Genomic DNA, 24,081 nt, shown 5'->3' with positions numbered 1-24,081 from the left:
ATAAATCCATGTCGCGTTGGCAGCATCATACCTCATGTGGGATATCTCCACAGTCTTGCCTCAGTCTTCTAGTACTTTCCGAACAGCTGAAGCGAAGCCAACGTCAAACAGAGTTCTACCACGCTCGTTCAGAATCTCGCCGTGAGGCCCCTCAACCCATCCGTTGTCGGCCAAGAATTCAGCATCAATCGCCTTCTTCAATGCTTGTCGTTCCGATTCGGTCAGGCGAGCACCGACGTTCACAACCGCAACTGGAGATGCTTCTTCAGGAAAAGCAATAGTGGCGCCAAGCGGCCGCTTGTCGATGATTCCGCGGGGGAGGGACCGGAGAACATTGTTCTCGCCACGTAGCTTGTCGCGCTCGATGATGACGCCTTCCATGATGGAGCGAACCGCTGGGTCCTCAATTCGAGCAAGGAAAGACTGCGCAACCGGAGTTTGTTTACGAGCCCGAGGGGTAGGGTCTGCTGGGCCCGCATATGCCTGCCAAGCTTCGATAAGCTTCCCATACTCAGGAGTGTTGTACATTGAACGGTAGGCCACGCCACCTTGCTCTTCAGTGTACTTGCTTATTGTCCTGAATGAGAAGTCACGCGAGTTACGCTCGTTCTGACGCCGACACGCTTCGTGCACCAGCTTCAGGTTTTTCAATTTTGCTGGGCGCCCCCCGGCAGCGAGTAGCGCTACTAAAACGTTGTCAGGATGAATATCAGTCTGCATCAAACAGCTTTCTTAGAATTTGGTTGTGCTGCCGGTACAGGGCGAATTGGAATCACTTTCCTTGACTGGGCAACTAGCGATGGGACCAGTTTGGCAACATCAATGCCGAGCATCTGTCCGAGCTGTTCACCAGAATCCATTAGTTCAACGACTCTACGCATACCCAGCTGTACGTTATTAGGTGATACCTGATTGGCCAGTTGACGCATGAAAGCGTTACCACAAGCGAGCTGGTCCGCTTCGGACATCGTCATGAATACGGGCACGGAGCCTTCCCTGCACAAAGCTAGGTCTAGGAGCTGCGACCGGCGGAAAACGGCTTTGCCAGCGTCCAGGTCTGGATACACTTCGACTCCTTCGCAAACGCCAGAGAGCTGCAGGAGTTCAGACTCTGTTTCTTCAAACGCGACCGCAACGTCGTTTACGTCGCCTACGGCGACTAGTTGATTCCCGTTTGCTAGGCCCTCCTTGAGCAGCGTAGTGCACCGCTCAATCAGGCGCCAGGTAGCGACCAAAGTCTCGGCCAAGTCGCTGAACTTCTTCATGGCTCCTTCATACACCCGCTCATGCTCCAGGAAGTCTGCCATCTGCTGGAAAGGTTGGCCCGAGGCCTCCACCTCAAATTTCAGGCGACGCATCTCTTGGAGACGTTCTTCTGCAGCCATACAGCTGTTACGCGCTTCGTCAAAATGGTAGGCATGGTTGTTAAACGTCGCGACTAGACTAGGCAGATACTGTGGCTGCGTCGCGAACCATCGACACCTTGGGCAGTTGCGACTCCCTCCAGGTACTGGAGCCCACTTCGGTTGCAGTTCGGTTCCCACATTTGGCCCGCCGTTGTGGCATCCGCCAACCTTTTTGTTCTCCTCGACTTCGGCGGTATTACCGCCGACCATGCACATCCCATGATGTAGCAGCATCCACCCAGCCGGGTTCCTAGCTCCCGGGTCCTCAGCGATTACGCTTTTGATGCTTGGAGCGCTGTTGTAGGCAACCTTCTTCATCAGCTCATCATGCTTGGCATCAGCCACAAACCGCTTGATACTCCCTGCGCTGTTCTCTTCCATACGTGCCGCTGCCGCTGCTAGCTCAGTCCCTACAAACGTGGGTCCCAGTTTCGTGTAGTAGAGCGTCATCAAAAGACGGCTATGGCCAACAAGCTTTTGCAAAATCGAGAACGGTACCATCCCATCGAGAGCCAAGGCAGTGATGAGTGACACACGTAAGCTCTGCAGTGGAAAATAGACTGTTACTCCGCCATTGCTTTCTTCGTATGGAGGAACAAACGCAAACGGCATACCGCCTGAGTCATACTGGCCGGTTTTATCTAAGCGTTCCTGCAAAGCTAAAAGAAGCTCGTACCATGGTCTGTTCATGGCAGTAATGCCCATAGGTAAGTGACGTTCATCTAAAGGGACCTCACGCAGCCTAAACAAGAAGCACGTATCTGGATACGTTGCAAGCTGTGCCGGTCCTTTAAGTTGAATATGATTAGCCTTGAGTTCAGTCCAAGATGTTCGACGCTTAATGGGATTATATTTTTCCTGCCAATTGCGCAGCCGTTCTGCCCAATAGAATGGGTTTTGGTGGATGGGACCATTATTAGGCCAAGGTACTTCATATCCCTTGGCCGGACCTGATTTTTTCTGGTCTGCTGATTTGTTGGTATTCACGTATAAAATTGCCTGCTGCTTGACATCCTTTAGATGGTCGACGCGTCGAAAGAGTCCCTGTGCAAGAGGACGCCGTTTGGTACCTTGAGCCAATTCGTGCTTGTTCTCAAGCCATTTCCCATCAGCGTATCGCCACGTATCTGCCTCACCTGAGTCAAGCATGCGGACTTGAAAAACGCGGAACGGAAGCTGAAGCTTGAACAGGAGAGCAACCCATCTAATGGGACTCCACATCTGATACTCTGAGTGTCCTGCCTCATATCTACGTATTCGCCAAACGCAGTCTGGGTCATTTTTATCGATATCTTTCTCATTTACCGAAAACCAGTCGCTAGCGTCTCGGCCGTTTGTAGCTGCTTGCCTGCCAAGGGCATTGTGCGCCCACGTCCAGTCGCTAAATGTTGGTCCTTGCGCAAGCATCAGCCTCATATCTTCAATAAAGCCAAACGGAAGAGGAGAGTACACACTTTCACGATTCGTCGACCCACCAGAGTGCGACCGATAGGGCACCGGATTGCGATATGCTGGTGATACGACAGGAATCCCATCATCATCGTCACAGGAAAAGTGCGTCTTGAGCAACCAGTCAAGAAAATCATGAATACGATTATTATTATTAGCCGCTTTTTCGCCGGTATTTTCTCCGCCTTCTTTGTCCTTCGCGCAACAAGTTACGTAAAAGTCCGGAACGAGTGATTTCCTTGAGAAGAGATAGCTTGGCGTAGCAGGCAAATTTTGGCCGATGAGATATCGGTCAAAAAACAGGACAAGTGCCTTCAATCGACTATCGATGCCCCGAGTTTCCTGCGCTAACCATTCAGCCGCGAAGCTTCGCCATTCTTCCAAGTCTGGACGTGATTCGGTAACCCACGAGAGCGTCGTGTCAAAATGCTTTGCAACAGTCTTGACAGTTCGCTTTAAAATAGGGTTATGGTAATTCTTAGGAATTGTTCGTACCCCGTCTGGCCCAACAATCGATAGTCTTTTATTTAATACCCAATTACTAAAATTGTGCATGTGCGTCGTCCAGGGACGGGCATAAAATTCAGAGCGTCGAGCTAGACAAACTTCATAAAAGTCTGGAATCCTAGAAGTAACTTCAAAGAATTGTTCGGGTACAGTCGGCAGGCCCTCTCCAATGATAAACTCACGGAAAAAGCTTTGAAGCGCTATAAGTTTTGGTTTTGATGGCCCTGTTTGACCGGCTAACCAATCAATAGCGAGCAACCGCCATGCTGCCAACTCGGGGTAGAGCTTCACTACCCAACGCAGACTCTTATCAACATGAGGGCGTAGACTCGGGTCATCAATTGTACGGTCCGCGACTTTTTGGATTCTGCGAACTGGATTTGCGAAGCTTGGTAATGGTACTTTATGTCCGGTATCTTCGAGGTCGCTAAAGTCCTCAGCAATTATCCACGACAGGAAATCGGCAATATGGTCGTTGCAAACAATACGGCGTTTGTCCGTAATCTTGACATGCATAATGCTTGCTGAAAAATCCGGCCAGACCTGTCCTTTGCGCAAAAACATCTCCGGGCTTGTTGGCAGATTGAGCCTTGCTAAATACTCTTCGAAGAAGACGCGGAGGTGCTTCAGTTTAAAAATCACGTCTTTATTCGACTTGGCCAGCCAACGTACAGCGTAATCGCGCCATGCCGTTAAATCAGGGTGCCGCTGCTCCATCCAGGCAAGCGTGATGTCACTGCTTGGGGGCGATTTCATTTTTGCTCGACTCATTTTGATATGCCTGTGTTGAATCGCATTCGCTGAAAACCGGCTTCTAGAGCTACCAATGCTTCCTGCGTTGTACTGGTGGTGTAGACCTCTTGGCTTTGCTCAGTTGCGTGGTGCATGCACTTTTTAATCAAGTTATGTGGGATACCGGCGGCTGCCAAGCGTCGGCCGTATGAGTGTCTATGGCCATGTGGGGTAGTCCCAAGGTGTTTCGCTACTTGTAGGCCAATTCGCTCGCAAGCGCGACCATGCGACGTAATAAACTTGTCGAGAGCGTAGATTGAACCTTTAGGCTCCCGACGAAGGTTCATAAATGCATATGGGTGTCGACGTTGGTTGAGTGGAATATCTGCTACCTCTTCCATGTATTTTTCCCAAATCTGCATGAATAGCTCTGCGTAGTCTGGTTTGAACCAGAACGGCACTAGGTAGTACTTTCCGTCTAATGCAACGCCTTTCCAGCCAGCTTCTCGTTTGCTCATGAGGTCAATACGTGGAGCCAAGCCGTATTTACGTTGCAGATACTCGGCGCGGCCACATCGAATTGGCCGCCCTCGCTCGTCAAGCAAGTCACCAGGCGCTTCACCTAGAGATGGATGATGAATTCGAACATGTGCTCTGAGGTAGTTGCTCGGGTCCCGTGTCACGTCGCCGATGTAGATATGCATAGGTTCAGATACCCTGAAGCCCCCTCCATGCATTAATAAGGTAATTGCTTGGTCACGATAGTTGGTACGACCGCCAATAGTGAAGCCTCGTTCGAGGAGCTCTTCAAAACGCTCGTCCGGGAAAGCCGGCGGTTCACCAGTAACCCTGGGACCAGAACTACCACCTACTGCGCGAGTGGTTTGTTCTGTATCGGTCGGAGGCTTCCAGATGTGTCCAAGAAGAGTGTATCTGCGTCGGTAAGTCTCAGCACACCCACGAATGGCCTTGTCTGTTGCACTCATGCGCACGCGCGGGTTTGCCACAATGACGCTCGAGTCCCTTTGGCTCAGCCAATCTAGAAAGTCGCTGAGCCTTGTGATGATTTGCTGCACATCGTATGGCGTGCGTGGCCTCCAACCCAAGCGACTTGGGTCGTGGCCCGTTTGCGGGTTGAACGTACCTGTCTGGAGCTTGCTAGCAAAATTCTTGAACAATTGCTCATTGTTCTGCTCATGAGGGTTCACATATACGTACTCCAGGAGCAACTGAACGCTGTGTACGAGCTTTCGCATCCAGACAGTGCTCTTGCCTCGCTTTTCGAGACAGTAGTCGAGCAAGGAATCGAAGTACCCGGTCTCTGTATGCAGGACAGGCACTTCGTAGAAGCTTCCCGAGCTGTCGTTGTAGACCTGGCGCGACACGCTAACCGAGCTAAACATCAGCCAAAATCTCGATGGCAGAGCGTAGAACATCACCCCTATGAAAGCCCTGCAAACTCAGAAAGCTTTGAGTATCCATGATGATTTTTCTGAAGCTGTTCATTTGGTTACGATACCGTGGAGCCTGTTCGGTAGTCAACAGCAATCCGAAAAAATATTCAATATAATCATAGACTTACAATCATTTTGCTATAGTAAACGACACAGATTGTAAGGCTCGCCCGGCTGATAACTCCGCCAACTTCCCCACATTGAGACAGGCATAAGGCAGTCTCTATGCCGTCCATTGGAATGAGCAGGTTCTCTGAAACGGATGGTCTTCACAGCGTCCAGTAAGCGCAGCTTCCGTAGTGCTGCGCTGACCTTTTTACGCAAGTAACTAACCATGAAATATGAAGTAATAAGGGGGTACAGATAGCGCCTCCGCCGAGAGAAAGCGGAAACAAAACCGCGAAATCGAGCTGAAATTCGTGCTGCGCACGTCCAAAATCAGCGCAAAACCTAGAACTATGAAATAGAAACTAGGGGTGATATTGAACATGCCGATCGCGCGCATCGTGATGACGACCGCCGTCAAGTACAACGGCTATGAGGAAGAAGAGATCTCGGCGGCGCTGGCCAAGCAGATCGCCGGCCGGGCAGGGCGCTACGGCGTGCACGAGGAGGGTTTTGTCGCGGGCTACGACGACGACACCCACCAGGTGATGCGCGCGCTGATGAAGGAAAAGATTCCGCCGGTGGCGGCCACCGGCTTCGCGGTCGCGCCTTCGCTCGAGCAGCTGCACCGCATCTCCTCGGTGACGGGCGAGACCTCGCTGGTGAAGCTCTTGAAGCGCTTCGTGCACAACATCGACGTACCGGACGGCTTCTTCTATCCGCGCATCACGGAGGAGCAGAACGAGCGGGCCGAATGGCTCGACACGCTGCCGCTGTCCGTGGCCGAGAAGTTCATGCTGTCGCTGGTGCCGATCTCGAGCCGGGTGCCGGTACTGCAGAGCGCCTGGGAGCACTGGGCGCTGTCGCTGGCCAAGAAGAAGGTGTGCAAGCTGCAGCCGCCTACCCAGGAGCTGTATTACATGAACCTGCAGGAGGTCGAGGATACCTGCCGCATGTATTCCGCCTACGCCTGGCTGGGCTACCGGGAGCCGGAACACTTCCCGAGCATCGAACTGGCGCAGCAGTTGGCGCGCGAGGCATCCGAACGGGTCGATTCGATGCTGCAGCAGCAGAACACGGCGGCACGGCAGCGCGGCGGTTCTAGCGGGGGCAAGCGCAGGCGCTAGTGGCCCGCTTCACCCCGGGCAGTGTACGATGCCGCTTTTTTTAACGACAGTACCCGCCATGAACCCCAAGTACACCCCTGACTCCTTCAACGACTTCGGCAAGTCCTTCCTGCCGGGCCACCTCGGCATCCGGATCACCGAAGTCGCGGAAGGCCGCGTCTGCGCCGAGCTGCCCGTGCAGCCCCACCTGCTGGCCCCGAACGGCTACCTGCATGCCGGCAGCGTGGTCACGCTGGCCGACACCGCGGCCGGTTACGCCTGCATCGCCCACCTGCCGGAAGGCGCGCACAGCTTCACCACCATCGAATTGAAGTCGAACCACCTGGGCACCGCGCGCCAGGGCACCATCGCCGTCGTGGCGACCGCCGTGCACCTGGGACGCACCACGCAGGTGTGGGATGCCGTGGTCACCGACAAGGACAGCGGCAAGACCATCGCCCTGTTCCGCTGCACCCAGATGATTTTGTACCCCAAGGCTTAAGAAGCCAGCTCTTTCTCGATCAGCTTGTGCAGGGTCGGGAAGTCCGGCTCGCCCACGTACTGCTTGATGATCCTGCCCTGCTTGTCGATGACAAAAGTGGTCGGGGTCAGCGTGACGTCGCCGAACTGCTTCGCGATGTCGCCGGCCGAGTCGATGGCGACCTTGAAGGGCAGCTGGCGGGTCTCGGTGAAGTTCAGCACGTAGTTGGGCGGGTCGTATTGCATTGCGACCGCCACGAACTCCAGGCCCTGCGCCTTGTACTTGTTGTAGGTCTCGACCATCTGCGGCATCTCCTTGACGCAGGTGACGCAGGAGGTTGCCCAGAAGTTCACCATCACCACCTTGCCGCGCAGGGACTCGGTACTGATCTTGTCGCCGGCGATGCTGATGAAGGTGACGTTCGGCGCGGGCGGGGCGCTGGTGAAGGAGGCGTAGCCGATGCCGGCCAGGGCCAGCACCACGGCGGCAGCGGCGGCGGGCTTGATCCAGGAACGGGAGGAAGTCTGAACGGTCATGATGGGAGCGGATAAAAAAACGGCAGGACCGCAGTCCTGCCGTTGGGATTAACCCTGGCTTGGCGCCGTTTGGTTGGCGCGGGGGTCTTCGTCGGCGATGTATTCAAAGATCTTGACGACCTTGACCACGCCCGGCACGCCCTTGGCGACGTCGGCGGCGATATTGCCTTCACGCGCGGTAACCAGGCCCTGCAGGTAGACGATGCCGCGCTCGGTGGTCACCTTGAAGGCGGTGGCCGAGACGGTCTTCTTGTCGACCAGGCTGGCCTTGACCTTGGTGGTGATCAGGGCGTCGTTCGAACGCGAGGTATAGCTCGATGGGCCGGCGATCTCCAGCTCGTTGATCACCGAGACCACGTTGTCGATCGCGCGCACTTCGCGCTCGGCCGCCTGCTTCATCGCGTCATCGCGCACTTCGCCGGTCAGCAGCACCTTGCGGTTGTAGCTGGTGACGTTGATGTGGCCGTTCTCGCCGGTGAGCTCGCGCAGCTTGAGCTCGGCCTTGACGTTGATCGCCTTGTCCTCGGTCTGCATGCCGAGGGTGCGGCGGTCGTTGGCCGACAGGACGGCCGTGGCGGCACCGCCCACGGCCATGGCCACGCAGCCCGACAGCGATGCCGCCAGCGCGGTACCCAGGACGATTTTGGACAGCAGGCCGGCCAGCGGGCGCAGTTTGGTCATTCCTCTTCTCCTCCGAACAGTGCGACGTCGATGCCGTCGCAGATGCAGTGAATCGCGCACAGGTGGACTTCCTGGATGCGCGCGGTGCGTGCGTGGGGCACGTTGATATGGATGTCGGCGTCGGTCAGCATCTTCGCCAGCGCGCCACCGTCCTTGCCGGTGAAGGCGACGATGCGCATCTCGCGCTCCAGCGCCGCCTCGACCGCGGCCAGCACGTTGGCCGAATTGCCCGAGGTCGAGATCGCCAGCAGGACGTCGCCGGCCTGGCCGAAGGCCTGCACCTGCTTCGAGAAGATCTCCTTGAAGCTGTAGTCGTTGCCGACCGCCGTCATGATCGAGGTGTCGGTGGTCAGCGCGATGGCCGGAAGCGGGAAGCGCTCGCGTTCGAAGCGACCGACGAGCTCGGCAGCGAAGTGCTGGCAGTCGGCGGCGGAACCGCCGTTACCGCAGGCCAGGATCTTGTTGCCGTTGGACAGGGCGCCGAACATGAGTTCGACGGCCTGCGAAATGGGTTGTGCCAGGGCAGCAGCCGATTTCATCTTGAGATCGGCGCTCTCCTGGAAGTGAGCGAGGATGCGTTGAGTGTTCATAGCCGAGAATTATAGTGCAGTGGCAACCCGGGTCGGGCAACCACAGTAAAAATTGCTTACATTTAAAGATGCTTAATTAATTACATTCTGCAGCCATTCCAGCTGGTCACCATCGATGGCGACGACATCGAAGCGGCAAGGCGGCGTGACGGGAAAACGCAACAAGTACACCTGGGCCGCGCGCACCAGGCGGCGGATCTTGGCGGGAGTGATGCTGGCGGCAGCGCCGCCGTGTTCGCGATCGGCACGCTGGCGCACCTCGACGAACACCAGGGTATCGCCATCGCGCATGACCAGGTCGATTTCGCCGCCCTTGCAGCGAAAATTCTCTTCGACCGGCTGCAAGCCGTGGCGTCGCAGGTAGAGCAGGGCGACCCGCTCCCAGTCGCGGCCCTGGGCTTGCCGCGGTGACAGACGCAGCGGCCACATGGTAGAAGCTATCCCAGTAAAGTTTCTTAGCGCCCGAAGGCGACCGTTTCGTAGATGCCGTCACGGTACACCGTGCCGGTTTCGACGCGCCGGAAGCCCCCTGCGCCGGCGCCCATGTCGATCGACAGGCGGCCGGTCACGCCATCCAGTTCGAAGCGGGCGTCGGGACGTGCGGCCAGTTCGCGGGCGATGCGGTAGGCGTCGATGCCGAGGGCGTACAGGCGCTTCATGTCGTAGCCGCCGGTCTCGCCGCTCCAGCGCGGATAGCTTGCCACCAGGGGATTCTCCGGCTGCACGGTCCAGGGCAGGTCGAGGATGCGCACCCCGGCCAGTTCCGGGCCGCCCACGGTCGGGTCCGGGCCCGGGTTAATCGAGCCGGTACCATAGGTCGGCAGCGAGGTGCCGATGGCGCTGCGCACCTGGCGCAACTGGACCGGGTCGAGGGCGGCGAACACCAGTTGCGGCTGGTCGACCTGCATGCGCGCGCGCAGCTCGGCCAGCGCGTTCGGATCCACATAGCCGTCGCTGCTGGGCAGTTCGACGGTGGCATTGTTCAGGCCCAGCTGCGCCCAGCGCGCGGCGAAGGCGCCCGACAGGCGTTGCTCCATGCGGTCTTTCCAGTCAGCACCAGGGCGCGCCCGCCCGGCTGTTCCGCGGCGGCCCAGTCGGCCACCTGGCTGGCTTCTTCTTCGAGCGACAGGCCAACCACCAGCATCTGGCGCGGCAGCGGACCATTGGTCTGCGGGTGATTCAGGGCAATGGTCGGCTTGCTCACGGTGCCGCTGATGGCCAGCGCGGCCACGGCAGGGCGGGTGAGGGGGCCGACCACGATGTCGTTCTGTTCGCTGGCACGCGCATAGGCATCGAGCGTGGCCTGCGCGGAATCGCTGGTGGAAACCAGGTTGACGGTCACGCCGCTGCGGTCGCGTTCGTAGCCGGCCATGAAGCCGGCGCGCAGCGCTTCGGCAGGCTGGGCGAATGCGTCGGATTGCATGGGCAGCAGCAGGGCAATACGTACTCCTTGCACGCCCGTGCGGGGGAGGCTCGATGCCAGCGGACGGCCATCGGAAGGCCCGAGTTCGACCGGATTGGTGCGGACCGGGGCGGACGCCGGCGGGGGCGTATAGCCGGGTTCGGCAGGTGGCGGGCTTGCACTCGGCGCTGCGGGCGCGCAAAATCCGCCCGGTACGCCGCAGCCCCTGTCCGGCGGCATCGGCGTGCTGCTGCAGCCCGCCAGTGACGACGCCAATACACCCAGCGCGGCCGTCGCCAGCAGCGCCCTGATATTCTTCTTCTTCAACATCGGAATCCCTTATGACAGAACAGCAGACCATCGACATCGCCCGGCTTCCCGTCATGGGCGAAGCGGCCCAGCAGTCCTATCCTACCGCAACGCTGTATGTCGTGGCTACACCGATCGGCAACGTCACCGACATCACGCTGCGCGCACTGCACCTGCTGGCGCTCGCCGATGTCGTGGCCTGTGAAGACACCCGCAAGACCGGCGCGCTGTTGCAGCGCTTTGGCTTGAGCAAGCAGACCATCGCCGCGCACATGCACAACGAGCGCGAGGTGGCCGACAAGATCGTCGAGCGCCTGCAGGCCGGACAGCGCGTGGCCCTGGTGTCGGATGCGGGCACGCCGGCCGTCTCCGACCCGGGGGCGAAGATCGTCGATGCGGTGCGCGCGGCCGGGCTGAACGTGGTGCCGCTGCCGGGACCGTCGGCGGCGATCGCGGCCCTGTCGGCCAGCGGCCTGGTGAACGACCGCTTCCATTTCGTCGGCTTCCTGCCGGCAAAATCGAAGCAGCGCGAAAGCGCGCTGGCCGAGCTGGCGCGCGAGACCTCGACCCTCGTCATCTACGAAGCGCCGCACCGCATCGTCGAGTGCGTCGAAGGCTTGATGAGCGTGTTCGAGCCGACCCGCCAGGTGGTGTTCGCGCGCGAGTTGAGCAAGATGTTCGAAGAAGTGCACCGCTGCCCGCTGAGCGAGGCACGGGCCTGGGTCACGGCCGACCAGCACCGCGAGCGCGGCGAATTCGTCGTGCTGGTGGAAGGGGCCACCCTGGAAACCGATGCGCAGGATGCCGAGGCGGAACGCATCCTCCAGATCCTGCTGGGCGAATGCTCGGTCAAGCAGGCCGCGAACCTGGCGGCGCAGATCACCGGGCGCAAGAAGAATGCGCTGTATGAGCGCGCCCTGCAGATCAAGGGCGAGTGATGGTCCCGGCCGCCCGCCTGCAATAGTCTTGCCCCTTTTTCCCTGGCCTGGGCTCTCCGCCCAGGCCTCCCCCCTGTTTCCCTCTCCATTTCCTGTGCCGGGCAGCGCAATGCGTTGTCACGCCGTCATGTGAATGGAAATTTAGTTAAGCAATTTTTGATTCAGATCAAGCAAATGGTTTGATCGGCATAAATTGCGTACCTACAATATTGCTCTGTATTCACTTAAATATCTTGTGGGAATCATGAATTAAGGTGTTAACCGCGAGAACTCGCATCGCTACCGTAGTTCACTCAAAGCCAGTGGCATTCCCGCTCGTTCGAGCACCCTTCCGGATCGATTGCTGAGTAATCAACGACATGCCTGTTGGCAATGGCGTTCTTTTGTGGCTTCAATCAACGACGATGGGTATCGCTATGGTGCAGCATGTGCAGCAGCTTGTGAGGTCAATGCCGACCAACGCATTAGATGAAACGGTCGACACGATCGGACGCGAAATTGGACTCGACCAGCAAGAGGTGGCCGAACGCATGGCCTTCCTCGACCTGCGCCCGGACGATCTCGCCCTGCTGCGCGAGCTGCACGGCCTGGCCGTGGAAGACACCGACACCTTCTCGGACGACTTCTACGAGCACATCCTCGGTTTTCCGCAGCTGCGCCAGCTGGTGAAGGACGACGGCACCGTCCAGCGCCTGAAGCACTCGCAGGCCGCCTATTTCCGCAGCCTGACTTCGGGCGACTACGACGACGCCTACATCCGCGACCGCCTGCGGGTCGGGCTGGTCCACCAGCGCATCGGGCTGGAGCCGAAATGGTATATCGGGGCCTACCGCAAGTACGTGGCGGGCATGTTCGACCTCCTGTGGAAGCAGTTCCACGCCGAGCCGGAACGCTTCCGGGCGATGTTCAACAGCGTGCTCAAGGTCGTCTGCCTGGACATGGGCCTGGCCCTCGACACCTATGCCCACGCCGACCGGCGCAGCGTGGTCCAGCACCAGAACTACCTGGAACAGGTCATCGGCGGCATGCCGGCCGGGCTGATCGTCACCGATGCCTCCGGCCGGATCCGCTCGATGAATGCGACGATGCGGGACATGCTCGGCATCCCGGACGATGCGCTCGAGGCGAACCCCTGGCTGGAATCGCTGCTGCCTTCGCCCGAGCTGGCCGAACGCATGGCCACCGCGCTGGCATCCGGCGCGCCGCAGGACGGTATCGTCGTCACGGTCGACGGCCATGCCGACGGGGTGCGCTATTTCGAATTCAACATCCGCCGCACCAGGCAGGCCGACGAGAAGATCCTGCTGCTGATCGGCCACGACGTCACCTTCAAGCGCCAGGCCCGCCTGCGCCTGCAGGAAAGCGAGGAATTCTTCCGCCTGACCTTCTCCCAGGCCGCGGTCGGCATTGCCCTGCTGTCGCGCGAAGGCCGCTTCGTGCGGGTCAACCGCAAGCTGACCCAGATCGTCGGCTTTACCGAGATCGAGCTGCTCCAGCGTTTCCTTTACCAGATCACCTACCAGAGCAACCTGCTGGAAGACCGTGCGCTGTTCCGGCAGCTCATCGACGGCGAGATCCGCGACTTCCAGCGCGAGACACGCTTCATCTCGAAGCGCGGCAACCCGGTCTGGGTGACGGTCAGCGCGTCCGCGATGCGCGAAGCCGTCAGCGGCCAGCTGCGCCTGATCATCGCGGTCGAGGACATCTCGCGCAGGAAGGAGGCCGAGGAGGCCTTGCTGCGCATGGCGAACCACGACGCGCTGACCGGGCTGCCGAACCGCATCCTGCTGCAGGACCGGCTCGCGCACGCGATCTCCCAGGCCCAGCGCAGCGGACGCCTGGTCGGGGTGATGTTCGTCGACCTCGACCGCTTCAAGCACGTCAACGACAGTCTCGGGCACGAGGCGGGCGACCAGATGATCATCGAGATCGCGCGCCGCCTGAGCCACAGCCTGCGCGAGAGCGACACCGTGGCGCGCCAGGGCGGCGACGAATTCGTCGTGGTGCTGCCGGACCTGGCGAGTAGCGGCGACGCGGCCCTGGTGGCCCAGAAGGTGCTGTCGGAGCTGTTCCAGCCCTTGATGCTGGCCGGGAACGAGCTGTTCCCCACCGGGAGCATCGGCATCGCGCTCTATCCGCGCGACGGGCAGGACCCGACGGCCCTGCTCAAGGCCGCCGATACCGCCATGTACCGCTCCAAGGCGAACGGCGGCAACCACTTCCATTTCTATACCGAGGACATGGGCATGCGTGCCGAAGAGCACCTGCATGTCGAGGCAAGGCTGCAGCGCGCGCTGCAGCGCGAGGAACTGCGCCTGTACTACCAGCCCCAGGTCGACATCGCCAGCGGCCGCATCGTCGGGCTGGAAGCCCTGCTGCGCTGGGAGGTCGACGGCGTCGAGGTCCTGCCGGCCGCCGACTTCATCCCGCTGGCGGAAGAAACCGGCCTGATCGTGCCGATCGGCGAGTGGGTGCTGGCCACCGCGATGCGCCAGCTGGCGGAGTTCGCCCGCATGGGCCTCGCGCCGCTGCGCATGAGCGTGAACGTCTCGGCGCGCCAGTTCCACCAGCAGGACATCGCCGCGCAGGTGGAGCAGCTGCTGGAAGCGTCGGGCTGCGACCCGAACGCGCTGACGCTGGAGATCACCGAGACCCTCCTGATGGAAAGTCCGGGCACCGCGGCCGAGGCCATGGTGCGCCTGTCGAACATGGGCATCCAGCTGGCCATCGACGATTTCTGTACCGGTTACTCGAGCCTGGCCAACCTCAAGCGCTTCCCGATCCATGGCCTGAAGATCGACCGTTCCTTCGTCGCCGATATCCCGGGCGACAGCGACGCGGCCGCCATCGTCCATGCGGTGATCGCGCTGGCCGGCTCGCTGCAGCTGGACGTGGTGGCCGTGGGCGTCGAAAGCGCGGAGCAGCAGGCTTTCCTGGAAGCGCACGGCTGCCGCCACCTGCAGGGATACCGGTTCGGCAAGCCGGCGCCGGCAGCCGAGATCGAACGGCGGCTGCGCGGCGGATACGTGGACGCGTCGACATGAGGACACTGCTGCACCGTATGCCGGGCGGCCTGCGCCTGGTGATCCTGGGCGCCCTGCTGGCCGTGCTCGCCCTGGGGCTGGCCCTGAGCTGCGCGAGCTTGCTGGCCTTCGCGGTCGGCGTGAGCGCCGGCGCGGCCATCATCCTGGTGGTGCGGGCGCGCCGCGTGCCGGAACCGGGTGTGGGACACCGTCCGGAACCTGCCTCGTGCTCTCCATCCGCGCCAGACGCGCCCGCCCCGTTGCCGGACCGGCGCCACGCGCTGGACGTGCTGGCCGAAGCGATCGATGCCGCACGTCGCGACGGCGGCTCGGTGGCCGTGATCGTGCTCGACATCGACGGCTTCAGGAAGATCAACAGCCACTATGGCTGGGCCGGGGGCGACGAGGTGCTGCACGAATGCATGGCGCGCCTGGCTGCGCGGCTGGGCCCGGACGACCTGCTCGCGCACCAGGGCGGCAACGAATTCATCGTCGTGTGCAGGCAGGCCGGCCGCGACGGCGCGACGGCGCTCGCCAGGGGACTGCAGGAATGCATGCGCCTGCCGTTCGCGCCGGGCGGGCACTGCGTGTTCCTGTCGGCCAGCGTGGGCATTGCGGTCCTGCCGCCCGAGCCCTGCCAGGCGCCCCAGCTCCTGCACATGGCGCAAGTGGCGAGCGCCTGCGCACGCCACGAAGGACCGGCGCACCTGTGCTTCTATATGCCCCGCATGGGCGGCGCGATCCGCGAACGGGTCGACCTGGAAACCATGCTGTGCCATGCCATCGAGCGCAAGGAATTCGTGCTCCAGTACCAGCCGCGCATCAGCATGAAGGACGGGCATATGGTCGGCGTCGAGGCCCTGGTGCGCTGGCGCCATCCGGAACTCGGCCTGCTGTCGCCGGCGCGCTTCATTCCGCTGGCCGAGGAGAGCGGCCTGATCAATGAGCTCGACCTGTGGGTGCTGCGCGAAGCCTGCACCTGCGCCGCCGCATGGCGCGCGCAAGGCCTGTTCGGCGGCCGCGTGTCGGTCAACCTGTCGGCGCGGCAGTTCCAGCAGCCCGGGCTGGCCGGGCGGGTGCGCAGCGCGCTCGAGGACAGCGGCCTGGCGCCGGCCGGACTGGAGCTCGAGATCACCGAGAGCACCGTCATGCACGACACCGAGGACGCCGCCGACTTGCTGCGCTCGCTGAGGGAGCTCGGCGTGACCGTGTCGATCGACGACTTCGGCACCGGCTATTCCTCGCTGAGCTACCTGAAGCGCTTCCCGCTCGACGTGCTGAAGATCGATCGCGCCTTCGTCAGGGACATGGAAGGCGATGTTACCGGCGCGGCCATCATCCGCGCCATCATCACCCTGGCCCATTCGCTCGGCCTGTCGGCGGTCGCGGAGGGCGTGGAGACGGCGGAGCAGGTGGCCTTCCTGAAGGAAAACGGCTGCGATGAAATCCAGGGGTATTACTTCAGCCGGCCTGTCTGGCCCGACGAGGTAGCGCGCCTGCTGGCGGAGGAAGCGCCGGCCCTGTGTTCAACCATGTAAGAGTCCATCCTATGCGTCTATTCAATCAACTCAGCATCAAGCTCCGCCTCCTGCTCGTGCTCTCCCTGCTCGGCATCGAACTGGTCATCGGCGCGACCGTCGGGCTGTTCAGCCTGGGACAGGCCAACGACGAGCTGCAGTCCCTGTACGCCGACCGATTGGTCCGCCTGGGCCAGCTCGACCAGATCGTGCGCAGGCTGAACCGCAACCAGTTCAACGTCTCCGAGGCCTTGACGGCCGATGCTGCCCACGTGCCGGCCCTGCTCGACGACATCGAGCGCAACAAGGCCGTGATCGACGAACAGTGGAAGGCCTACACCGGATCTAGCCTGGCAGGTCAGGAGCAGGAAGCCGCCGCGCGCTTCCTGCAGGCGCGCGCAGCCTTCGTCGAGCGTGGCCTGCAGCCCGCCGCCGCGGCCCTGCGCGCCGGGGACCTGGAGCTTGCGCGCCAGATCGTGCACGGTCCGCTGGTGGCGCTGTTCCGGCCCGCCGCCACCGCCATCGATGCGCTCATCCAGCTGCAGCTCGACGAGGCCAGGCAGTCGAACGAGGCCTCGCGCCGCCAGTTCGAAGTGGTGCGCGCGGTCTGCCTGGGCGGCATGATCCTGGGCCTGCTGCTGGCCGGCGCGGTCGGGGTGGTGCTGGTGCGCGGCATCGTCGGTCCGCTCGAGCAGGCGGTGCGGATCGCCGGTGCCGTGGCCGACGGCGACCTGACCCGGGACATCGACGTCCAGGGGCGGGACGAGACCGGCCGCCTGATGCAGGCGCTGAGCGACATGAACGAAGGGCTGGCCGCCATCGTCGGACGGGTGCGCGGCGGCACCGACACCATCGCCACCGCCTCCGGCCAGATCGCGGCCGGCAACCTGGACCTGTCGGCGCGTACCGAACAGCAGGCGGCTTCGCTGGAGGAGACCGCGGCTTCGATGGAAGAGCTGACCTCGACCGTCAAGCAGAATGCCGACAATGCGCGCCAGGCCAACGGGCTGGCGCAGTCGGCGTCGGCGGTGGCGAACCAGGGCGGGCAGGTGGTGGCGAAGGTGGTGGACACCATGGCCGCGATCGACGCCTCGGCGGCGCGCATCGGCGACATCACCGGCGTCATCGACGGCATCGCGTTCCAGACCAATATCCTGGCCCTGAATGCCGCGGTGGAGGCCGCGCGCGCGGGTGAGCAGGGACGCGGCTTCGCGGTGGTGGCCGGCGAGGTGCGCAACCTGGCCCAGCGCAGCGCCGCGGCTGCGAGGGAAATCAAGACGCTGGTCGAGGATTCGATACGGACGGTGAGCGAAGGCTCGACCTTGGTGGAGCAGGCCGGCGCCACGATGGAAGAGATCGTCCGCAGCGTCGGCCGCGTCGCCGACATCATGGCCGAGATCATGGCGGCCAGCCAGGAGCAGGCCACCGGCATCGAACAGGTGAACCAGGCGATCATCCAGATGGACCATGCCACCCAGCAGAACGCGGCCCTGGTCGAGCAGGCCTCCGCCGCGGCCCAGGCGCTGCGCGAGGAAGCGCACAGCCTGGCGCAGGCGGTCGGCGCCTTCCGCCTGCGTACGCAGGGCCTCAAGGGTACTGGCGCGGCCGGTCACTTTGGTGCGGGCAGGCCGCCTGTGCAGCTGCTGGCGCAGGCCTGACAGGCCGCGTCAAGCCTTCAGGCGAGCGCCTCTTTCGCGGCTTCTTCAGGGCTCAAGCCATCGTAGAACTGGTCGGTGAACCATTCGACCTGTTCTTCGATATGGTCCTGGGCCTGCCTGACGGTGGCGCCGCCGGCGACCAGGAATTTCTCCACTTCGGTGAGCCAGCCGATGAAGGCCAGCGTTTCTTCGTCCAGTTCTTCCTTCTTTGCCATCTTGATTCCTGTTCTTGCCTTGCCGGTCGGTGCAACCGGCTTCCAAGGCATTCTACTGCAGCAGCCCCTGATACCAATTCGGATATCGGCATGCGATAAAAAGTTATTGGTCCCTTGCCAAGGAATTGCCGCAGAATGTTAGCGCAACCATTATAAAACTGCAGTGCTTGGAAGTAACCGTTGGAGAGGAGAAAACACATGATGAGGACAATCCGCATGGGCCTGGCTGCCGGGGTAGCCGGCCTGGCTTGCGCCCTGGCCGTGCCGGCGCTGGCGCAGGACGACAAGATGACGCCGATCGCGATCCCGGCGCAGCCGGACGCGATCGTGCTGGGGACCGGCGAGCTGCCGGGCGCGAGCGTGAAGGAAAGCTGGCACAGCCAGTACGGCAGCGTGTTCGCCCGCAACGTCACGCTGGCGACCCTGACGCCCTTCCTGCCGGCCCCCGGAAAGGCGACCGGCGCCGCGGTGATCGTCGCGCCGGGCGGGGGCTTTCGCACGCTGTCGATGAATAACGAAGGCTGGGACGTGGCCCGGGCGCTGGCCGACAAGGGCGTGGCGGCCTTCGTGCTGAAGTACCGCCTCAACCAGACGCCGCAGGACATGGGGGAATTCGGGCGCTCGATGGCGCAGATGTTCTCGGCGGGCGCGCAGGCGGCCCGGCGAGCGTCGCAGCAGGATCCCGCCGTGACCCTGGCGCCGCAGATCGCCGATGCGCGCGCGGCTTTCGCGCTGGTGCGCTCGCGCGCCAAGGAGTGGCGGGTGGATCCCGAGCGCATCGGCATGGTCGGCTTTTCTGCCGGCGCGATGCTGACCATGGCCACCGCGCTGCATGGGCAGGACGCCAAACCCGCCTTCATCGGGAACGTCTACGGCCCACTCAGCCCGATGAAGGCGCCGCCTGACGCGCCGCCGCTGTTCATCGCCCTTGCCGCGGACGATCCGCTGTTCGGCAATGCCGGCTATGGCCTGGTCGACAGCTGGCGCGCCGCCAAGCGGCCGGTGGAGTTCCACCTCTACGAGCAGGGCGGCCACGGCTTCGGCATGTACCAGAAGACGACCACCAGCACCGGCTGGTTCGACGGCTTCGCGCGCTGGCTGGACATGCACGGCTACCTGAAGCCGAAGAAGGGCGCGTAAGGCCTTACCACTTGCAGCCGTGGTCCTTCTTGTCCATGGCCAGGAACAGCGGCGCCAGCAATCCACCGGGGATGCCGTCCTTGCAGTTGCGGCGCTTGGCCCTGCTGATGGCCTTGCCGAGCTTCGATTCCGTTTCCAGGGGCGGATCGGGGAATTGCGCGTTCGCATGTCCTTCGCGGCCCAGTTTTGTTTGACCTGCCAGTTGTCGCGCTGTCTGCCTGGCGACGTTCATGTCGAACTGGGGCGCCTCGCCTGGCGCCGGTTCGTCCGCCTGTTGCACCGTGAAGACATCCGGCGCGTCTTCCTGTTCGGGTGATGCCGGAACCGCAATCACGGCTTGCGGCGTCGACTTACGGTCGTTGCGTGCGCTGCGTGCCGCTGGCGCTGCGCTGCGCTGTCGCGCTGCCGGCTCGGCGCGCGGCGGCGCCGGCGCCGGCAGCGGCGGCGCGATTCGCACAGTAATGAAAGAGGGCGGTTCAGGCACGGCGGGGACCGGAGCTGGCCCAGTAGTGCGATAGGCAAGCATCAAGAGAATGTGCACAGTCACGGACACCCCGACACCGGCCAGGAAGCGCCTGTGCTCCTGCCGCTTACCCTCATGCAGGCTGTCATGGACTGCTAGATACACAATATTGTCCGCACAATCATGAATAATGCGCCAGAGAATACGGTGAGCTGCTTATTTTGCCCTTAAGCCTTGACCTGGTTTGGCCGACGCGTTATGATCTTCGTCTTCGGAGTGTAGCGCAGCCCGGTAGCGCACCTGGTTTGGGACCAGGGGGTCCAAGGTTCGAATCCTTGTACTCCGACCAGTTTCAAGAAAAAGCCGACAGTGAAAACTGTCGGCTTTTTTCGTTGTCGGGTGTGTTCAGCCGGCGCGTTTCGCCGCAATGGCATTCCCGGCGCGGCTCGCGCCCTTGCGCCCCAGCTGCTGCGAGATGAACTGCCCCGCATCCACCACCTGGTCGAGGTCGATCCCGGTCTCGATCCCCAGCCCGTTCATCAGGTAGAGCACGTCCTCGGTGGCGACGTTGCCGGTCGCGCCCTTCGCATACGGGCAGCCGCCCAGGCCCGACACCGACGAGTGGAAGATGGCCACGCCGACTTCCAGCGCCGCGTAGATGTTGGCCAGCGCCTGTCCATAGGTGTCGTGGAAGTGGCCGGACAGGAGTTCCAGGGGGAATTCCTGCGCCGCGCGCAGCATCACGGCCTGGGTCTTGCGCGCGGTCGCCACGCCGATGGTGTCGGCGATATCGATTTCATCCACGCCGAGGTCGCGCATGCGGCGCACCACGTCGGCCACGCTTTCCAACGGCACCTCGCCCTGGTAGGGGCAGCCGAAGGCCGTGCTGATCGAAGCGCGCAGGCGCAGATTGTTGGCCTTGGCGGCTTTTGCCACCGGCTCGAAACGTGCGATCGACTCGGCGATCGAGCAGTTGATGTTCTTCTGCGAGAAGGCTTCCGAGGCCGAGCCGAAGATCACCACTTCATCCGCCTTGGCGGCCAGCGCCGCCTCGAAGCCCTGCATGTTCGGCGTCAGCGCCGAGTAGATCGTGCCCGGCAGGCGCTCGATGCGGGCCATGACTTCCGCACTGGTGGCCATCTGCGGCACCCACTTGGGCGACACAAAAGAAGCCGCCTCGACGTTGGGAAAGCCCGCGCGCGCCAGCCGATTGACCAGCTCGATTTTCACCTCGGCGGACAGCGCTTCCTTCTCGTTCTGCAGGCCGTCGCGCGGCCCCACTTCGACAATCTTTACCTTCTTCGGCAGGCTGGCTTGGTTCATTCTTTCAGTATCCTAGATCGCGGTCGACGATGTCGTCGACGGGTTGGCCGCTCTCCAGCCTCGCGATCTTGTCGGCGATCTGGCGCACGGCGTCGTGGCGCACGGTGAGCGCCGAGATATGCGGGGTGATGCTGATGCGCGGCTCGTTCCAGAACGGGTGCGGCGCCGGCAGCGGCTCGTGACGGAACACGTCGAGCGTGGCGCCGGCGATCTGGCCGGAGCGGATCAGGGTCATCAGGTCCGGCTCGGCCAGGATGGCGCCGCGCGAGACGTTGATGAGATAGGCGCCCGGCTGCAGCTTGCCCAGGTTGTGGCGGTCGAGCAGGTTGGCCGTCTCGGGCGTGAGCGGCAGCATGCATACCAGCACCTTGGTGCCGCGCAGGAAGGGCTCCAGCCCTTCCTCACCATGGAAGCATTCGACGCCGGGGATGTCCTTGGGCGTGCGGCTCCAGCCGCGCACCGGGAAGCCGAACAGGCGCATCGCCTCGACCACCGGCAGGCCGAGCCTGCCCAGGCCCATGATCCCGACCGCGAATTCTTCCTTAGGCGTGAGCGGCAGCGGATCCCAGACGCCGTGGCGGGCCTGCTGTTCGTAGTCGTCGAAGTGGCGGTAGTAGCGCAGCACCGCATGGGACACGTATTCCGCCATCTGCACGCCCATGCCGGCATCGCCCAGGCGCACGATCGGCACCGGTGGCAAGGCCTCGCCCAGCTTGAGCAGGGCGTCGACGCCGGCGCCCATCAGGAAGATCGCGCGCACGTGCGCGAGCTGGTCCAGCAGGGCCGGCGTGGGGCTCCATACCACCGCGTAGTCGCAGGGCGGCAGGGCGGCGCCTTCTTTCCATGCGACGGTCTCCACCTGCGGCATGAGGGCGGCGAATTCGCGCACCCATGGCTCGATCACGCCGTCTCCACGGAACAGGAGTATGCGCATGGTCTCCCCCTCTTTATTCTTGTGTTGGTGTTACGCCGCGGCCTTGAAGGCCAGCAGCGGCGCGCCATCCGCCACCTGGTCGCCGACCTGGTACAGCACTTCTTCCACCAGGCCGTCGCTCGGCGCGGAAATCGTGTGCTCCATCTTCATCGCTTCCATGATGACCAGCGGCTCGCCCTTCTTCACTTCCTTGCCGGACGAGGCCAGCACCGCCACCACTTTACCCGGCATCGGCGCGGTCAGGCGCCCGCCCGCGGCCTCGTGCTCGCCGGCATGCGCCATCGGGTCATTGTACGACAGGGTGTAATGACGGCCGCCGGTGAACACGTGGAACAGATCGCCGTCGCGGCGCACGCTGCCGTGCAGCGAGGTTTCGCCCAGGCGGATGCTCAGCTCGGCGCCTTCGTGGCGCACCAGTGCCAAGGGCCGGCGCTCGCCGCCCGCGTCGATGTCCCAGCCGTGGGCGCCATAGGTCAAACCGACCTGGTAGCCTTTGTCGCCGCTGAACTCATCGGCAAAGGAGAGCACGCGGCGGTAGGCGCTGTTCATGCGCCAGCCGCGTGCCTGCGCCCACGGATCGGCCGGATTGGCCGCGCCGCGCACGGTTTCGCCGCTGCTGAGCGCCAGCGCGGCCAGGGCCAGGGCGCCCAGCGGGGCGGCGCCAGGGGCCGGAAACAGCGTTTCGCCGTGGCGGTCGATCAGGCCGGTGTCCAGGTCGGCCGTCGAGAAGGCCTCGCCTTCGACCAGGCGCTTGAGGAAGGCGATGTTGGTCGCCAGGCCGACGATCTGGAATTCGGCCAGGGCCTGCGACAGGCGCGCCAGGGCCTGGGTGCGGTCGGCGCCCCAGACGATCAGCTTGGCGATCATTGGGTCGTAGAAAGGCGAAATCGCATCGCCTTCGCGCACGCCCGAGTCCACGCGCACTGCGGCTGGATTCGTGCCGTCGGCGCCCAGCTGGAATTCGACCGCTTGCGGCGTGTCCATGTGGCGCAGCGTGCCGATCGACGGCAGGAAGCCTTTTTCCGGATTCTCGGCGTAGATGCGCGCCTCGATCGCATGGCCGTGGATCGCCAGTTCATGCTGCTTCTTCGGCAGCGGCTCGCCGAAGGCCACGCGCAGCTGCCATTCGACCAGGTCGGTGCCGGTGATCATTTCGGTGACCGGGTGCTCCACTTGCAGGCGGGTGTTCATCTCCATGAAGTAGAAGGAGCCGTCCTGGTTGGCGATGAATTCCACCGTGCCGGCGCCCACGTAGCCGACCGCGCGCGCGGCATTCACGGCCGCTTCGCCCATGGCGGCGCGGCGGTCCTGGGTCATGCCAGGGGCCGGCGCTTCTTCCAGCACCTTCTGGTGGCGGCGCTGCACCGAGCAGTCGCGCTCGTGCAGGTAGACGCAGTTGCCATGGGTGTCGGCGAACACCTGGATCTCGATGTGGCGCGGGCGGATCAGGTATTTCTCGACCAGCACCTTGTCGTCGCCGAAGGAGCTGATCGCTTCGCGCTTGCACGAAGCCAGCGCGGCTTCGAAGTCTTCCGAGCGCTCGACCACGCGCATGCCCTTGCCGCCGCCGCCGGCGCTGGCCTTGAGCAGCACCGGGTAGCCGATGCGGTCGGCCTGCTCGCGCAGGAAACCCGGGTCCTGGTTGTCGCCGTGGTAGCCCGGCACCAGGGGCACGTTGGCGCCCTCCATCAGCTGCTTGGCGGCCGACTTCGAGCCCATCGCGCGCATCGAGGAACCCGGCGGGCCGATGAACACCAGGCCGGCGGCCTGCACGGCTTCGGCAAACTCCGCGTTCTCGGACAGGAAGCCGTAGCCCGGGTGAATCGCCTGGGCCCCTAGGGCCTTGGCCACCTCGATGATCTTCTGGCCGCGCAGGTAGCTGTCCTTGGCGGCGCTCGGACCGATCAGGACCGCCTCATCGCAGACCGCCACGTGCTTCGAGCCCGCATCGGCTTCCGAGTAGACGGCGACGGTGCGGATACCCATGCGGCGCGCGGTGGCGGCGACACGGCAGGCGATTTCGCCACGGTTGGCGATGAGGATTTTGGTGAACATGCGTTTGTCTTTCGCTTCTGGTTGTTCGAATTGGTTGGTTGCGGCCGTGTCTCCCCG

General features: G+C 62.6%; 20 protein-coding genes, 1 tRNA gene and 1 pseudogene. 8 read left to right on the top strand and 14 right to left on the bottom strand.

Annotated features, from left to right (window positions below; genetic code table 11):
• Positions 1 to 60: 60 nt before the first annotated feature.
• Genes gmtX through gmtY form a run of 3 tightly spaced genes read right to left on the bottom strand, consistent with a single transcriptional unit; the run spans position 61 to position 5,530 of the window.
• Positions 61 to 720, bottom strand: a complete 660-nt coding sequence (gene gmtX / locus FG94_RS08560) for a gamma-mobile-trio protein GmtX (RefSeq protein WP_036209791.1) — start codon at positions 718 to 720, stop codon at positions 61 to 63.
• Positions 720 to 4,118, bottom strand: coding sequence for an integrase family protein (locus FG94_RS08555; protein ID WP_161783950.1), 3,399 nt, complete (start codon positions 4,116 to 4,118; stop codon positions 720 to 722). The genes gmtX and FG94_RS08555 overlap by 1 nt, the downstream gene beginning before the upstream one ends.
• 11 nt (positions 4,119 to 4,129) lie before the next feature.
• Positions 4,130 to 5,530, bottom strand: a complete 1,401-nt coding sequence (gmtY, locus tag FG94_RS26525; protein WP_081925868.1) for a gamma-mobile-trio recombinase GmtY — start codon at positions 5,528 to 5,530, stop codon at positions 4,130 to 4,132.
• 488 nt (positions 5,531 to 6,018) lie between these two features.
• Here gmtY and FG94_RS08550 point away from each other — a divergent pair.
• Together FG94_RS08550 and FG94_RS08545 are read left to right on the top strand one after the other, a co-directional pair.
• Positions 6,019 to 6,780 (top strand): annotated as a pseudogene (locus tag FG94_RS08550) (SUV3 C-terminal domain-containing protein); the annotation flags it as partial.
• A 58-nt stretch (positions 6,781 to 6,838) separates the two neighbouring features.
• Positions 6,839 to 7,261, top strand: a complete 423-nt coding sequence (locus tag FG94_RS08545) for a PaaI family thioesterase (RefSeq protein WP_036209789.1) — start codon at positions 6,839 to 6,841, stop codon at positions 7,259 to 7,261.
• Here the strand turns inward: FG94_RS08545 and FG94_RS08540 are convergent.
• From FG94_RS08540 to FG94_RS28435, 6 genes are all read right to left on the bottom strand, one after another.
• Positions 7,258 to 7,776 carry a TlpA disulfide reductase family protein gene (locus FG94_RS08540; protein ID WP_036209784.1) on the bottom strand — a complete coding sequence of 173 codons (519 nt, stop codon included), beginning with the start codon at positions 7,774 to 7,776 and terminating at the stop codon, positions 7,258 to 7,260. The two genes, FG94_RS08545 and FG94_RS08540, sit on opposite strands and share 4 nt — an antisense overlap.
• A 48-nt stretch (positions 7,777 to 7,824) precedes the next feature.
• Complete coding sequence (locus FG94_RS08535; protein WP_036209783.1) at positions 7,825 to 8,457, bottom strand: BON domain-containing protein; 633 nt, start codon at positions 8,455 to 8,457, stop codon at positions 7,825 to 7,827.
• Positions 8,454 to 9,047, bottom strand: a complete 594-nt coding sequence (locus FG94_RS08530; protein WP_036209780.1) for a phosphoheptose isomerase — start codon at positions 9,045 to 9,047, stop codon at positions 8,454 to 8,456. Before FG94_RS08530 ends, FG94_RS08535 begins: the two co-directional genes overlap by 4 nt.
• Positions 9,048 to 9,119: 72 nt before the next feature.
• Positions 9,120 to 9,476: a YraN family protein gene (locus tag FG94_RS08525; protein WP_036209778.1), complete on the bottom strand. Its 357-nt coding sequence runs from the start codon at positions 9,474 to 9,476 to the stop codon at positions 9,120 to 9,122.
• 26 nt (positions 9,477 to 9,502) lie between these two features.
• A complete protein-coding gene (locus FG94_RS28440) occupies positions 9,503 to 10,084 on the bottom strand; it encodes a penicillin-binding protein activator (protein ID WP_051996348.1) in 582 nt (193 codons plus the stop codon).
• A complete protein-coding gene (locus FG94_RS28435; RefSeq protein ID WP_267872332.1) occupies positions 10,030 to 10,779 on the bottom strand; it encodes a penicillin-binding protein activator in 750 nt (249 codons plus the stop codon). The genes FG94_RS28440 and FG94_RS28435 overlap by 55 nt, the downstream gene beginning before the upstream one ends.
• Before the next feature lie 11 nt (positions 10,780 to 10,790).
• Here FG94_RS28435 and rsmI point away from each other — a divergent pair, with 11 nt between their 5' ends.
• From rsmI to FG94_RS28550, 4 genes are all read left to right on the top strand, one after another.
• A complete protein-coding gene (rsmI, locus tag FG94_RS08515) occupies positions 10,791 to 11,696 on the top strand; it encodes a 16S rRNA (cytidine(1402)-2'-O)-methyltransferase (RefSeq protein WP_036209777.1) in 906 nt (301 codons plus the stop codon).
• Positions 11,697 to 12,145: 449 nt separating this feature from the next.
• The gene (locus tag FG94_RS25905; RefSeq protein WP_051996346.1) at positions 12,146 to 14,740 is read left to right on the top strand and encodes an EAL domain-containing protein; all 2,595 of its coding nucleotides are present in this window, start codon (positions 12,146 to 12,148) and stop codon (positions 14,738 to 14,740) included.
• Entirely contained in the window at positions 14,737 to 16,257 is a 1,521-nt protein-coding gene (locus FG94_RS08505; RefSeq protein WP_081925867.1) for a bifunctional diguanylate cyclase/phosphodiesterase, read from the top strand. Before FG94_RS25905 ends, FG94_RS08505 begins: the two co-directional genes overlap by 4 nt.
• 11 nt (positions 16,258 to 16,268) lie before the next feature.
• Positions 16,269 to 17,894, top strand: a complete 1,626-nt coding sequence (locus FG94_RS28550; RefSeq protein WP_036209775.1) for a methyl-accepting chemotaxis protein — start codon at positions 16,269 to 16,271, stop codon at positions 17,892 to 17,894.
• Positions 17,895 to 17,911: 17 nt separating this feature from the next.
• Here the strand turns inward: FG94_RS28550 and FG94_RS08495 are convergent, their stop codons facing one another.
• Complete coding sequence (locus FG94_RS08495) at positions 17,912 to 18,109, bottom strand: hypothetical protein (protein WP_027866389.1); 198 nt, start codon at positions 18,107 to 18,109, stop codon at positions 17,912 to 17,914.
• 198 nt (positions 18,110 to 18,307) lie between these two features.
• Between FG94_RS08495 and FG94_RS08490 the strand changes: the two genes are divergently transcribed.
• Positions 18,308 to 19,249, top strand: a complete 942-nt coding sequence (locus tag FG94_RS08490; RefSeq protein WP_152570902.1) for an alpha/beta hydrolase — start codon at positions 18,308 to 18,310, stop codon at positions 19,247 to 19,249.
• Positions 19,250 to 19,253: 4 nt separating this feature from the next.
• Here FG94_RS08490 and FG94_RS08485 read toward each other — a convergent pair whose 3' ends face one another.
• Positions 19,254 to 19,733 carry a hypothetical protein gene (locus FG94_RS08485; RefSeq protein ID WP_152570901.1) on the bottom strand — a complete coding sequence of 160 codons (480 nt, stop codon included), beginning with the start codon at positions 19,731 to 19,733 and terminating at the stop codon, positions 19,254 to 19,256.
• A 251-nt stretch (positions 19,734 to 19,984) separates the two neighbouring features.
• Between FG94_RS08485 and FG94_RS08480 the strand changes: the two genes are divergently transcribed.
• Positions 19,985 to 20,061 (top strand) — tRNA-Pro (locus FG94_RS08480).
• A 56-nt stretch (positions 20,062 to 20,117) separates the two neighbouring features.
• Here the strand turns inward: FG94_RS08480 and FG94_RS08475 are convergent.
• The 3 genes from FG94_RS08475 to FG94_RS08465 are packed head-to-tail and all read right to left on the bottom strand — an operon-like array spanning position 20,118 to position 24,024.
• Complete coding sequence (locus tag FG94_RS08475; protein WP_036209763.1) at positions 20,118 to 21,035, bottom strand: hydroxymethylglutaryl-CoA lyase; 918 nt, start codon at positions 21,033 to 21,035, stop codon at positions 20,118 to 20,120.
• Positions 21,036 to 21,039: 4 nt separating this feature from the next.
• Positions 21,040 to 21,969 carry a glyoxylate/hydroxypyruvate reductase A gene (locus FG94_RS08470; RefSeq protein ID WP_036209760.1) on the bottom strand — a complete coding sequence of 310 codons (930 nt, stop codon included), beginning with the start codon at positions 21,967 to 21,969 and terminating at the stop codon, positions 21,040 to 21,042.
• Positions 21,970 to 21,999: 30 nt separating this feature from the next.
• A complete protein-coding gene (locus tag FG94_RS08465; RefSeq protein ID WP_036209757.1) occupies positions 22,000 to 24,024 on the bottom strand; it encodes an acetyl/propionyl/methylcrotonyl-CoA carboxylase subunit alpha in 2,025 nt (674 codons plus the stop codon).
• Positions 24,025 to 24,081 lie beyond the last annotated feature (57 nt).

The sequence above is a fragment of the Massilia sp. LC238 genome (assembly GCF_000735635.1).
GTDB classification, from domain to species: domain Bacteria; phylum Pseudomonadota; class Gammaproteobacteria; order Burkholderiales; family Burkholderiaceae_D; genus Telluria; species Telluria varians.
The sequence above is the reverse complement of the archived record's forward strand: the minus strand, read 5'-3'. Positions and strand labels throughout refer to the sequence as shown.